Annotated in this window: 11 protein-coding genes; 9 read left to right on the top strand and 2 right to left on the bottom strand. The window is 64.9% G+C overall.

Annotation, left to right across the window (positions count from 1 at the left end; translation table 11 throughout):
* The first annotated feature begins 18 nt into the window (after positions 1-18).
* From ftsE to XaFJ1_RS14040, 6 genes are all read left to right on the top strand, one after another.
* The gene (ftsE, locus tag XaFJ1_RS14065; RefSeq protein WP_012917349.1) at positions 19-705 is read left to right on the top strand and encodes a cell division ATP-binding protein FtsE; all 687 of its coding nucleotides are present in this window, start codon (positions 19-21) and stop codon (positions 703-705) included.
* A complete protein-coding gene (gene ftsX, locus XaFJ1_RS14060) occupies positions 702-1,646 on the top strand; it encodes a permease-like cell division protein FtsX (RefSeq protein WP_012917348.1) in 945 nt (314 codons plus the stop codon). The genes ftsE and ftsX overlap by 4 nt, the downstream gene beginning before the upstream one ends.
* 7 nt (positions 1,647-1,653) lie before the next feature.
* A complete protein-coding gene (locus XaFJ1_RS14055; protein ID WP_012917347.1) occupies positions 1,654-2,478 on the top strand; it encodes a response regulator in 825 nt (274 codons plus the stop codon).
* 43 nt (positions 2,479-2,521) lie between these two features.
* Positions 2,522-3,262 carry a uracil-DNA glycosylase gene (gene ung / locus XaFJ1_RS14050; protein WP_012917346.1) on the top strand — a complete coding sequence of 247 codons (741 nt, stop codon included), beginning with the start codon at positions 2,522-2,524 and terminating at the stop codon, positions 3,260-3,262.
* 212 nt (positions 3,263-3,474) lie between these two features.
* Positions 3,475-4,353 carry an RNA polymerase sigma factor RpoH gene (rpoH, locus tag XaFJ1_RS14045; RefSeq protein ID WP_012917345.1) on the top strand — a complete coding sequence of 293 codons (879 nt, stop codon included), beginning with the start codon at positions 3,475-3,477 and terminating at the stop codon, positions 4,351-4,353.
* A 310-nt stretch (positions 4,354-4,663) separates the two neighbouring features.
* Positions 4,664-5,152, top strand: coding sequence for a glycosyltransferase family protein (locus XaFJ1_RS14040; RefSeq protein ID WP_012917344.1), 489 nt, complete (start codon positions 4,664-4,666; stop codon positions 5,150-5,152).
* Positions 5,153-5,168: 16 nt separating this feature from the next.
* Here the strand turns inward: XaFJ1_RS14040 and XaFJ1_RS14035 are convergent, their stop codons facing one another.
* Positions 5,169-7,358: a primosomal protein N' gene (locus XaFJ1_RS14035; protein WP_012917343.1), complete on the bottom strand. Its 2,190-nt coding sequence runs from the start codon at positions 7,356-7,358 to the stop codon at positions 5,169-5,171.
* A 428-nt stretch (positions 7,359-7,786) separates the two neighbouring features.
* Here XaFJ1_RS14035 and XaFJ1_RS16280 point away from each other — a divergent pair, with 428 nt between their 5' ends.
* From XaFJ1_RS16280 to sppA, 3 genes are all read left to right on the top strand, one after another.
* Positions 7,787-9,217: a hypothetical protein gene (locus XaFJ1_RS16280; protein ID WP_012917342.1), complete on the top strand. Its 1,431-nt coding sequence runs from the start codon at positions 7,787-7,789 to the stop codon at positions 9,215-9,217.
* 162 nt (positions 9,218-9,379) lie between these two features.
* Positions 9,380-10,738, top strand: a complete 1,359-nt coding sequence (locus XaFJ1_RS14025; protein WP_012917341.1) for an MATE family efflux transporter — start codon at positions 9,380-9,382, stop codon at positions 10,736-10,738.
* A gap of 76 nt (positions 10,739-10,814) precedes the next feature.
* A complete protein-coding gene (gene sppA, locus XaFJ1_RS14020) occupies positions 10,815-12,707 on the top strand; it encodes a signal peptide peptidase SppA (RefSeq protein WP_012917340.1) in 1,893 nt (630 codons plus the stop codon).
* Between the two features lie 82 nt (positions 12,708-12,789).
* Here sppA and XaFJ1_RS14015 read toward each other — a convergent pair whose 3' ends face one another.
* The gene (locus tag XaFJ1_RS14015) at positions 12,790-13,017 is read right to left on the bottom strand and encodes a hypothetical protein (RefSeq protein ID WP_012917339.1); all 228 of its coding nucleotides are present in this window, start codon (positions 13,015-13,017) and stop codon (positions 12,790-12,792) included.
* Positions 13,018-13,040: the final 23 nt, after the last annotated feature.

Here is a 13,040-nt window from a genome sequence, read left to right as displayed (position 1 = left end):
CTCCGGCATAATCGTCTGATGAGCGTTCTGCGATTCGACAATGTCAGTAAACAATACGCCGGCGGCCATACGGCGTTGGTGGATGTCAGCTTCCAGGTTGAGGAGGGCGAGATGCTGTTCGTCACCGGTCATTCCGGTGCGGGCAAGAGCACCTTGCTCAAGCTCATCCACCTCAGCGAGCGGCCCACCCACGGTGCGGTGCTGTTCGATGAGCGTAACCTGCTCAAAGTGCGTGGGCGGCGCGTGCCGTTGCATCGGCGCGAGGTCGGCGCGGTCTACCAGGACCATCGCTTGCTCAACGATCGCAGCATCGCCGAGAACGTTGCACTGCCGTTGATCCTGCGCGGCACCCGCCGCGCCGAGATCGGCAAACGCGTGCGCTCGGTGCTCGAACGCATGGGCCTGGGGCATCGCGAGAAAGCCTTGCCCTCGCAGTTGTCGGCCGGCGAACAGCAGCGCGTTGGCATCGCCCGGGCGATGGTCGGCGAGCCGCGGTTGCTGGTTGCCGACGAACCCACCGGCAACCTCGACCCGACCCTGTCTGCCGAGATCATGCAACTGTTCGCGCAACTGCCGGCGCGCGGTACCAGCGTGCTGGTGGTCAGCCACGACCTGGCGCTGCTCAGACAGATGCGCAAGCGCGTATTGATCCTGGATCATGGCCGTCTGGTCGACGATATTTCTCCGCAGGATCTGGCCGAATGAGCGCACGCAATACCGGCGCCACCGCGCCATCGCGTCTGGGCGTGTGGTGTGACCACCACCTGCATAGCATCGTCTATAGCCTCGGCCGCGCCATGCGCAAGCCATGGGCCACGCTGCTGACGATGGCGGTGATGGCCCTGGCTTTCACCTTGCCATTGGGGTTGTCGATCGCGCTGGATAACCTCAAGCAGTTCGCCGGCACGGTGCAGCAGTCGCGCGAGATCAACGTGTTCCTGAAGACCAATGTGGATGTCGCCGCAGCACAGACGCTGGCGCAGACGTTGCGTGGGCGTGCCGATGTCGCCGCAGTGAACTTGCGTACACCTGCGCAGGGCATGGCCGAACTGCGCGATAGCGCTGGGCTGGGCGAGGCGCTGGATGCCCTGCACGACAATCCATTGCCGACATTGCTGACCGTAATCCCCGCCGTAGCCGACGACACCCCGCTGGCGATGGCGTTGAGCGCCTTGCCGCAAGCCGATTTGGTCCAGCACGACGCGCTGTGGCGTAAACGCCTGGACGGTTGGCTGCATTTCGGTCAGCGCCTGGTGCAGGTGTTGTCGCTGCTGCTCGGCGTTGGTGCGGTGCTTGTGGTCGGCAACACCGTGCGCCTGGATATCCAGGCGCGGCGCGAGGAAATCGGCGTGCTGCAATTGCTCGGCGCCAGCGATGGCTTCATCCGTCGCCCGTTCCTGTACCTTGGGGCCTGGTATGGCTTCGGCGCCGGTGTGTTGGCGCTGGCATTGCTTGCCGTCGCCGGTGCGGCACTGGGGCCGCCGCTGGCGGCGCTGGCGGACAGCTACGGTAGCCATTTCCTGCTGCATGGACTGGACGTATTACACGTGCCGCTGGTTCTGCTCGGCACCTTGTTGCTTGGCTGGCTCGGCGCCTGGCTGGTGACCGGCCACTTCCTGCGTCAGACACGGCCCACCGATACGTGAAGTGCGCATGTCTGTGCACGAGTTCAAGCACCTGATCAACGCCGCCCCGCGGGTGATGGTGGTCGATGGATCCAAGCTGGTGCGCAAGCTGATCGCCGATGTGCTGCACCGCGAGTTGCTGGATGTCGAGGTGGTCGGCTGCGCCAGCATCGCCGAGGCGCGTGCGGCGCTGGAGGCTGGCCCGGTCGATCTGGTCACCACCTCGCTGGCGCTACCCGATGGCGACGGCCTGGCCCTGGCGCGCAGCGTGCGCGAGGCCGCTGGGCAGGCTTATGTGCCAGTGATCGTGGTCTCTGGCGATGCTCAGCGGCATCTGGTGGAACGCCGATTTACCGAATACGTCACCGACTATTTCGACAAGGCCCTGGGCCACAAGGCGTTGGCGACCTTCGTCCGCGGCTATGTGCAGCCGCAGCCGATGGTTGGGGCAACCGTCCTTTATATCGAGGACAGCCGGGTGGTTGCCGAGGCGACCAAGCGCATGCTCGAGCGCCAGCGATTGCAGGTGCTGCATGTCTTGAGCGCCGAGGAGGCGTTCGTTTTGCTGACCGCCGAATCCCTTGGTCACACCACGCACCGCATCGATCTTGTGTTGACCGACGTCACCCTCAAGGGTGAACTCAACGGTCGCGACGTGGTCCAGCGGATCCGCTTGGATTTTGCCTACGGCAAGCGGCGCATGCCGGTGTTGGTGATGACCGGCGACAGCAATCCTTACAATCAGTCCGCGCTGCTGCTTGCTGGCGCCAACGACTTGGTGCAAAAGCCGATCGAAGAGCGTTTGCTGGTGACCAAGGTGTTGTTCCAGTTGCGTCTAGCCAGACTCAATTAGGAACGCGGTGACCTTTTGACTTGACGTGCCGAGTCCGTATGCAATGACCAACAACGAAGACGAGAGCCGGATCCAGTTGGAGCCGTCGTGGAAGGCGCAGGTCGGCGACTGGCTGTTGCGCCCGGAAATGCGCGAGTTGGCCGCCTATCTGCGCCAGCGCAAGGCGGCCGGCGCACACGTGTTCCCGCCGGGACGGCAGATCTTCGCCGCATTCCAGGCTACCCCGTTCGATGCGGTGAAGGTGGTGATCCTGGGCCAGGATCCTTACCACGGGCGTGGTCAGGCGCATGGCTTGTGTTTCTCGGTGCTGCCCGGCGTGCCGGTGCCGCCATCCCTGCTTAACATCTACAAAGAGATCGAGGACGACTTGGGCATCCGCCGTCCCGATCATGGCTGCCTGCTGCCCTGGGCGCAGCGCGGTGTGCTGCTGCTCAATGCGGTGCTCACGGTCGAGGAAGGCCGTGCCGGTGCCCACCAGGGCAAAGGCTGGGAAGGCTTCACCGACCACGTGGTGGAGACACTCAACCGCGAGCGCGAGGGGCTGGTGTTCCTGTTATGGGGGAGTTATGCGCAGGCCAAGGGCAAGGTCATCGATACCCGGCGCCACCGGGTGCTGAAGGCGCCGCATCCCTCGCCGCTGTCCGCGCACCGTGGTTTCCTGGGCTGCAAGCATTTCTCCGCCGCCAACGAATACCTGTGCCGTCGGGGGAGCGCCCCGATCGACTGGAGCCTGCCGGCGCGCGTAGATCTGGAAGCGCGGGGTTACCCGATGCCTGAACTGTGATGGGATGTCGCGTCGACACGGGGGCTGTATGGACGCCATTTTCGCGAAGCGGGTGCTAAATTCGTAACCCAAACGGGCTGCTTCATTGTTCCGTCCGATCGTTGCAATATCTCTGTCATGGCATTTTTTTGACTCGAATGTTTCATAAACAGAACGAAGGAACTTTTTACTGAACCCGGCAGTCCAATTAGTTGACTGCTAAGATGACCACTATGAGCCAGACTCTTCCTACCACCGCATTGGTGGCCAACAATCTTCCGATTCCCAGTCCGCTCGGTTCGCTGGATGCCTATATCGGCGCCGTGCACCAGATCCCGGTGCTGACGTCCGAGGAGGAGCACGCCTTGGCGGTGCGCTACCGCGACCAGGAGGACCTGGATGCGGCCCGCGAACTGGTCCATTCCCACTTGCGCTTCGTGGTCCATGTAGCCCGCGGCTACAACGGCTATGGTCTGCCGCTGGGCGATCTTGTTCAGGAGGGCAACATCGGCCTGATGAAGGCGGTCAAGCGCTTCGACCCGGACATGGGCGTGCGTTTGGTCAGCTTCGCGGTGCACTGGATCCGTGCCGAGATGCACGAGTACATTCTGAAGAACTGGCGTATCGTCAAGGTCGCTACGACCAAGGCGCAGCGCAAGCTGTTCTTCAACCTGCGCAAGTCCAAGACCCGCCTGGGCTGGATGAACGCGGCAGAAGTGACGGCGGTCGCCAAGGACCTCAACGTGTCCGAGCGCGAGGTGCTGGAGATGGAATCGCGTCTGTCAGGTCGCGACATCGGCTTCGACGCCCCGTCCGACGAGGACGACGATCATGCGCCGCCCTCGCCGGCTGCCTATCTGATGGCCAACGAGGAAGATCCTTCGCAGGCCTACGAACGTGCCGACAGCGATGACAATCAACTGCAACTGTTGCGCGAAGGCTTGGCGGAATTGGATGCGCGCTCGCGCGACATCATCGAGCGTCGCTGGTTGGACGCGGACAGTAAGATCACGCTACAGGAACTAGCCGACGAGTATGGCGTTTCGGCCGAACGCATCCGCCAGATCGAGGCCAACGCGCTGAAGAAGATGAAGGCGCTGTTCGTCGCCTGATACGCCTGCACGCCGCCCGAATCCGGAAGGCATAAACGCCCGTTTCGGCCCCATGACAGCCGGTTAAAGCTGCCGTTGGCTTGAGACGCAACTGGACTTAAGCTTGGATCGACAAGCGCAGCCTAACAAGCCCGCCCGCCAGCGCTTAGGCGAAGCATCTGGCGGAGCGTTTCTAGCCTGCTGAGACTGGTCCCGTACCGAACCGGCAAGGCACGGGCAGGCATCGCAGTCACTCCGATCTGCCGATGTGCGTGCCACCTAGCGCGCGGCCCTGGCGCAGGCGCGTCACTGGATTACCCCGCACGGCGAGTTGCTGGCGCTTGCGGATGGACGTGGCATCGCGCTGGCCTGGCAGGTGCCGGCGCTGCCGGCAGTCCCGGCCACGGCTATTGCCATGGTCGAAGACACTACCGAATGCACCACACCACGGGTGTTGCTGGCCGCCGCCTCGCTGGCGCGCAAGGGCGCGTTCGAACTGCGCGAGGCGCTGCGTGGTCTCCCGCTGCAATTGTTACTGCCGCCTGGTGCGCAGGAAACGATGGATTTCTGGAGCGGCTTCGACGTGCGCCGGGTGGCCTCGATGGCGGCGGGCGTGCATGCGGCGACCATCGTGGTATTGCCTGCCTGGATCGAACAGCAGCCGCGCGGGCTGCTGTTGGCGTTGGTCGCTGACAAACCGGTGGTGGCCACCGCCGCCGGCGGCCTTGGTACGGATGCCGGCCTCTGGCGCTGCGTGGAGGCTAGCGACTACGCGGCGCTGCGCGTGCAGCTGCTGCTGGCGTTGCAAGGCGGCAGCTGAGCAGCGCGCTGGCGCTTCAATACAGATCCTGCGGGTCCACGTCCAGCGACCAGCGTACCCGCCGTGCCTGCGTTAGTGCATGGATTGCCGGCACGGCCGCATCCAGCAGGCGATGCAGTGCACGCCGGGTACTGGCCGAGAGCAGCAGCTGGGTACGTTGGAAACCTGCGCGGCGTGGCATTGGCGCCGGCATTGGGCCGAAGCGCTGTACCTGATCGTGCGCTGGCAGCAGCGCACGCACTGCGGCGAGAAAGGCGTTGGCGTGATCGACCTGCTTGGCCTCGGCGCGCAGCAGTGCCAGATGCGCGAATGGTGGGAAGCCGGCGGCTTCGCGCTGCGCCAGTTCCGCTGCGGCGAAGGCGTGGTAGCCGCCGTGCACTAAGATTTCCAGTAGCGGATGACCGGGATGGTGGGTCTGCAACCAGACGTCACCGGGGCGTGTGGCGCGGCCGGCGCGGCCGGCGACCTGGATCAACTGCTGCGCCAGTTTCTCGCTAGCGCGGAAGTCGGCTGAAAACAGCCCTTCGTCGATTCCCACCACCACGACTCGGCTCAGTTGCGGCAGGTCGTGCCCCTTCGCCAGGATCTGCGTGCCGACCAGGATCCCAGGAGCGTTGCCGAGTGTGGCCAATTGCGTTTCCAGCCCATCGCGGCGCTGGGTGGTGCCGCGGTCGATGCGCAGCACCGGCACCTCCGGAAAGGCGTGCACCAGGCGTTCTTCCAGACGTTCGGTCCCGATGCCTTGCGGTTGCAGGGCTAGGCTGCCGCAGTCCGGGCAGGCCAGGGGTGCTGGTTGCCGCGCACCGCAGTGGTGGCATTGCAATCGCCTGCCGCCGGCATGCACGGTCATCGGCGTGGTGTGCAGCGGTGTGCTGCAGCGCTGGCACGGTGCGGTCCAGCCGCAGTCATGGCATAGCAGCACTGGCGCGTAGCCACGGCGGTTTTTGAACACCAAAACCTGGCCGCCCTCGGCGAGCGTGGCGCCGATGCCGGTCAGCACCTCCGGCGACAGCCCGTCCTGCAGGGGCCGCTTGCGCACGTCGAGCACGCGCACCGTCGGTGGTCGCGCGTCGCCGGCGCGATGGGTCAGGCGCAGGTGCGTGTAGCGGCCGCTATTGGCGTTGTGCAGGCTCTCCAGCGACGGCGTGGCGCTGCCCAGCAGCACCGGCACGTCCAGCGCCTTGGCGCGGACCAGGGCGAAATCGCGAGCGTGGTAGCGGATGCCGTCTTGCTGCTTATAACTGCCGTCGTGTTCTTCGTCGATCACGATCAGCCCGGCCTGCGGCAACGGCACGAACACCGCCGAGCGGGTGCCGACCACCACCCATGCTTCGCCGCGCCAGGCGGCGGTCCAGACCCGCGCGCGTTCGTTGTCGTTGAGTCCGGAATGCAGCGCATGCACCGGTACCCCCAGACGTGCGCGGAACCGTGCCAAGGTCTGCGGAGTCAGGCCGATCTCTGGCACCAGCACCAGCGCCTGACGGCCGCGCGCCAGACAGGCGGCGATTGCCTGCAGGTAGACCTCGGTCTTGCCGCTGCCGGTGACGCCGTCGAGCAGGAACGCGGCGAAGCCCTGGGTGGCGTGGAGGGTGTCGATCGCGGCTTGCTGCTCTGGGTTCGCCATCGGTCCGGTTTGCGGCTGCGGCGCGCTGGCGTCGGCGGGTACCGCGATCCGTTCGGCGTGATCGCGCTTGGCCAGCGCCCGCGCGGCGCTGCGCCAGTCGTGCATCGCCTGATCCAACTGCTCCTCGTGCAGCGGTCCGGGCGCGAGCAGTTCGGCCAAGCGATGCGGGCGGGTACCAGGGCGGGTGCGGTGACCGGCGCCGGCTTCGGTCAGGCGCCAGGCCCATGCATGGGTGTCGGGTAATGGTTCGCCGCGGCGCAGGGTCACCGGTAGCGCGGTCGCCAGCACTTCGCCCAGCGGCGCGTGGCTGTAGCGAGCCAGCCAGCGCAGCGAGTCGGCCAGTTCGCCGTGCAGCAGTGGCACTGGGTCCAGCCAGGCCAGCGCTGCACGCAGACCGGGGCTGTGCTCGGCCTCGCCAAGCGCAGCCACCACTCCGCTCATCTGGCGATTGCCGAACGGCACCTGCACGCGTCGGCCGATGTCGCCTTGACTGGGAGCGCTGCCTTGCGGGGGCAGGTAGTCGAACAACTGTGGCAACGGCAATGGCAGGGCGACGCGGAGTGTGACGGCGGGAGCTGGCATCGGCCTAGTCTAGCGGTCGGCGTGGGCCGTTACGGCCCACGCATGTTGCCGACGATCCCTGTCAGTAAAGCGCTAAACAGGTCGTAAATAGCCGCCGTAATTAAAGAATCAAATTTATCCACACGCACTGTGGATAAAGCTGTGCATGAGCACGATGCTCCACGCTGTGAAGACGGACTCACAAGCCTCTGCAACGAGTTGGACAAAAAAGCGCCAATCATATTTATATCTTTATAAACAGATACTTATCCGTGAAACATGGATGCAACACAGTGTTGTGATGGCTTGACAAGGAAGGAGATGGCCGATTTGGGGCGCTGTGTACAACCTGCCGTTGCGATTGTGACCGGAGCATTGATTTGTGGCCTGCTGTCAAGCGCGCGGCCTGACGCGCGTCTCGCTATCATCACGCCGATGATGGAGTTCCGATGACCGTTGTGTTCCCCTCCGGCGGCGCCGCTGCGCCGACTGCGCTGTCCGCGTTCTTGCGCGGCATCGAACGCCGCGTCGCGGTGCTGGCTGAACTGCAGAGCGGCAGCCTGGAAAGCGGTGCCCCGGCTCTGGCCGCCGCGATGCGTGCCTTCGGCCGTCATGCCGCGGCCCTGCCCATGACCGATTGGCCGCTGCATTTCTGGAAGCTGCTTGCTGCGGTGCCGATGCTACGCCAGGCCACGGTGACGACCGGTGGTGCCTGGCCGGCGCCGTTTGCACATCTGGCGACGTTGCAGCCAGCAGACCGCCTGGCATTGCTGCTGCGTATCGTGGCCGGGCTGGACGAGCCGCTTGCCGCACAGGTGCTGCAACTGTCCATCGCGGATTATCAGCAGGCACTGGCACGGGCGTGTCCGCGCGATGATGGCGGTCATCCGGATGCCGCCGCGTGGCGCGCATTGGCCGAGGCCGCGCAGCAGCATCTGCGTGATCTGCCGTCGGCAAGGTTGCAGATGCTGGCGCAACTGCGCGATGCGGCGATCATCGAGACTGCGTCGCCTGTGCTTGTCCCATCTCGGGCCCTGCCAGCGCCGCCTGTGCGGCGCGCAGGCAAGCGTGGCGCAAGCCGTGCGCGCTTGGCTGCCGCAGTGATCGTGGTGGTGGCTGTGGCGCTGGTCGGGACCCTGTGCTGGGAGCATCTGCCGTCGCGGCATGCCGTTGCCGCAGTGGGCGACGACCCGCACCAGATGCTGGGCGATATCGGCCCGGTCCGGGTGGAAGCGCTGCCGCCGGAATCGGACACCGCCACCGCCCCGCCGCTGCCGGTTGCGGCACCTATTTCATTGCCGGAACCGGTGGTTGACGATCTGGATTTCTATGCGTGGTATGCCGCCAGCGCCCCTTCGGCGCGGATCGAGCGCAGCCCTCCCAGTGCAGCTGATCTTGCCGATGCCGCAGCTGCGGCAGTCGTTGCGCCTGCAGTGATCGCCCCATCCTCCACGCTGTCTTCTGCATTGACCCCCGTGCAACTTCACGAGCGTCAGGTTGCATGGCAGGCATTTGAGCCAGCCACGCAGGCGCGCCTGCGTCAGGCGGCCACCACGTTCGCCGCATTGCCAGTGGAGCAGCAGCACGCATTGCGTGCGCAATTCGCCGAGATGGACGCCCTCGAGCGCCGCGGTTGGTTACTTGGCCCGGAGTTGGGTGCGGAGTTCTGGGCGCTGCAACCGCTGTTCGGTTACGTGCCCGGCGTGCAGCGCCAGGCATTGTTGAATCTGCTGCGCCGCATGCCGGCTGAACAGCGTACCCATCTGGTGCTGCTGTCGCAGCGTACCCCGCCGCAGGACAGGGCTGGGTTGCTCCGGGATTTGCTGGCGCAGAGCACCGACAGCCGCGACACCTGGTTGCGCCAACATGTGGCCCGTTGATCGGCCTGCAATGGGGGGGCGGTTAGCGGGCTGTTGCCTGCACCTGCTCTAGGTTCCGATTCTCTGCAATATTCCACCGTCACGCGTAAAATGCCGCTACTCCGTCGCCCCGTGCCGGCGCTTTCCGCGTAGTCGCAGTGGCGGGATCGCTAGAGTCTTGCAATGGTTTTGTCTTCCAACACGCTGATGGTCCGGGGCGGCGAGCTGCGCAGCACCGCGCAGCTTGCCCTGCCACTGGTTCTGGGCCATGTCTCCACCGGTCTGATCAGCTTTGTCGACAACGTGATCGCCGGTCACCATGGCACCGGCACCCTGGCTGCGGTGACTGTCGGCACGGGCTTGCTATGGCTGCCGATGATGATTCCGATCGGTACCCTGATCGCCCTGACAGCGTTGGTGTCGCAACTCGACGGCGGTAAGCGCTTCGCGCAGATCGGGCCGCTGTTCCGCCAGGCGCTGTGGTTGTCGCTGGGCATGGGCGTGCTGATGTTCGCGTTTCTGAGCGTGCTGCCGATGGCGCTGCCACAAATGGGCATTGCGACGGAAATCGTGTCGGGCGCGCACGATTTTCTGTATGCGATTCGCTGGGGCGTGCCGGCGCTGGTGTTGTACTTCTGCATGCGCTATCTGAGCGAAGGCATGCACTGGACTTTACCGACGATGTTGCTTGGTTTCGGTGGCCTGCTGTTGCTGGCGCCGCTGGGCTACGTGTTGACCTTCGGCTTGTTCGGTCTGCGCGCGCGTGGTGCAGGTGGCCTGGGAATGGCGTCGGCGATCATGATGTGGGCGCAGGTGCTGTGCTTTGCCGTCTATCTGGCGCGGGCCAAGCGCTTCGCGTCGTTACGCCTGTTCGCGCGGTGCGAGGCACCGGATCTGCGCGTGATCGGTGGATTGCTGAAGACCGGGATGCCGATCGGCGTCACCATCCTGATGGAAGGGGGGCTGTTCATCGTCACCGCGCTGCTGATCGCGCGGCTCGGCGCGGTGCCGGCGGCCGCGCACCAGATCGCGATCAACGTGGCGCAGTTGTGCTTCATGCTGCCGATGGGCGTGGCCGAGGCGACCACGGTGCGGGTGGGCCGCGCCGCAGGTGCCGGCGATGCGGTCGGCGTGCGTGGCGCGGCCTGGGCCGGTTACGCCATCGTGCTTGGCACCCAGGCGCTGTCGGCGCTTGTGTTGCTGTTGGGTCACGACGCCATTGTCGGCATCTACACGCGCGACATCTCTGTGGCGACGTTGGCGTCCACGTTGCTGCTGTACGCGGCCACCTTCCAGTTCCCCGATGGCGTGCAGGTGCTGTCCGCTGGGGCACTGCGTGGACTCAAGGATACCCGTGTGCCGATGTTGCTGGCGCTGTGTGCCTACTGGGGCCTGGGCATGCCGCTCGGTGCCGGTCTGGGTCTATGGCTGGGCTGGGGGCCGCAAGGCATGTGGGTCGGTCTAATTTTGGGCCTGACGGCGGCGGCGGTGATGATGGCCGCGCGTTTGCGTTGGAGCTGTGCGCGTCTGTTCGCCCCCTGACTTCAGACGGATGTGCGGCGCTTGATGCAGCCGGTATGCTGCGCAGGCGCAAGATGCCTTCCTTCCGGAGCTTTCCATGAACCAACCCGTGCGTCGCAGCCCCATCGTCAGCTTCTTCGTCGGCTTGTGGGATGTGATGAATTTTACCCGCCGGCTGATCCTGAACCTGGTGTTCTTCGGCTTCCTTTTCGTGCTGCTGTTGTTGTTGGTGTTCGCGATGGCGCGCGGCGATGGCGCCAAGGCCTTGCGCGACCGCACCACGCTGTTGATTGCACCGGAGGGCAAGCTCGTCGAGCAGTTCAGCGCCGATCCGTTCAGTCGTGCGCTGGCCAAGGCGATGAGCGACAAGGGCGCGCAGGAGATCCAGTTGCGCGATCTGGTACGGGCGATTGAAGCGGCCAAGACCGACCCGAAGATCGAGCGGGTAGCACTGCGTCTGGACAAGCTGCAGCCGAGCGGCTTCGCTTCGATGCGCGAAGTGGCCGCGGCGCTGGAGGATCTGCGCAGTTCGGGCAAACAGATCGTGGCCTATAGCGACACGCTGAATCAATCGCAATATCTGCTGGCCGCGCAGGCCAACGAAGTCTATCTGGACCCGATGGGCTCGATGGTGCTGGAAGGCCTTGGCCACTATCGCCAGTATTTCCGCCAGGGCTTGCAGGACAAGCTCGGTGTGGACGTGCATCTGTTCAAGGTCGGCGAGTACAAATCCGCAGCTGAACCGTATGTGCTCGACGCCGCGTCGCCTGCGGCCAAGGAAGCCGACCTGTTCTGGATGAACGATGTGTGGCAGCGCTACTTGGCCGACATCGCCAAGGCGCGCAAGTTGTCGCCAGTGCAGATCAGCGCCGGCATCGACAGCATGCCCGAGGGTATTGTTGCGGCTGGTGGCGATATGGCCAAGTTCGCACTGCAGCAGAAGCTGGTGGATGGGCTCAAGACCCGCGATGAAGTCGAACAGCTGCTGGCCAAGCGTGGCGTCGCCGATGCCGATACCATCTTCCGCAAGGTCGATCTGGATGGCTATCTGCAGCAATTGGATCTACGCCGTTCGCCGATGGATGCGCGGCCGCAGGTGGCGGTGGTGGTCGCGGCGGGCGAAATCAGCGCCGGCGAACAGCCAGCCGGTCGCATTGGTGGCGAATCGACCGTGCAACTGCTGCGTCAGGCACGCGAGGACGATGCGGTCAAGGCGGTAGTGTTGCGGGTGGATTCGCCAGGTGGCGAGGTATTCGCCTCCGAGCAGATCCGCCGCGAGGTGGTGGCGCTGAAAGCCGCTGGCAAGCCGGTCGTGGTGTCGATGGGCGACTATGCCGCCTCCGGTGGCTACTGGATCAGCATGAGTGCCGATCGCATCTACGCCGATCCGTCGACGATTACCGGCTCGATCGGCATCTTTGGCATGGTTCCCAACATCGCCCGCGCGCTGGACAAGATTGGCGTGCATACCGATGGCGTCGGTACTACCCGCTACGCCGGTGCATTCGACATCTCGCGGCCGATGGATCCGATCGTGGGACAGCTGATCCAGTCGGCCATCAACAAGGGCTATGCCGACTTTACCGGTAAGGTGGCACAGGCACGCGGTAAGTCGGTCGAGGCCATCGATCAGGTCGCGCGGGGCCGTGTCTGGAGTGGCGCGCAGGCCAAGGAGCGTGGGCTGGTCGACGCGTTCGGTGGCTTCAAGGATGCGGTGGCCGACGCCGCCGCGCGCGCCAAGCTTGGCGGCCAAGATAAATACCGAGTGCGTTACATCGAAAAGCCCGCTTCGCCATTCGCACAGTTCGTCAACGGTTTCGCCGGTAGCCGCATGGGCGTCTGGATGCTGGGCGACTCCGCGCTGGGACACGCACTGTTGCTGCGCAGCTTGCCGGAATTGGACACGCAGTTGCATTTCGTCAAGGACGCGGCCGATACGCGTTCGGGCGTGCCGGTGAAGGCGCTGGCCTACTGTTTCTGCGGTTTATGATCTAGCACTGAAGCTGCTTCTGCGCGCCCGTGATGGGCGCGTCGTGCGACGCTTTAACGCCGGCCATGGTGGCCGGTGTTTTTCATTGTGCGGTGGCAGCGTCGATTGCGGCGTTCTGCGCTGCGGCGGCGCGTTCGACCGTAGCCTGCGCCTGCTTGGCGCGGTCCAGCGGCTGTGCGATGGCGGTGCGCAGTGCGGTGGCCTGCGGTGCTGGCGGTGCGTCGGCCGGTTTGGGTGGTTCCGGCTTGCATGCGGCCAATATTGACAGCAGCGGCAGTGCCAACATCATCCCGCGCAGTGGTGTGGACATGGCGGCGACCTCATCGAAGGTGG

The organism is Xanthomonas albilineans, from assembly GCF_009931595.1.
Taxonomy (GTDB): domain Bacteria; phylum Pseudomonadota; class Gammaproteobacteria; order Xanthomonadales; family Xanthomonadaceae; genus Xanthomonas_A; species Xanthomonas_A albilineans.
The sequence above is the reverse complement of the archived record's forward strand: the minus strand, read 5'-3'. Positions and strand labels throughout refer to the sequence as shown.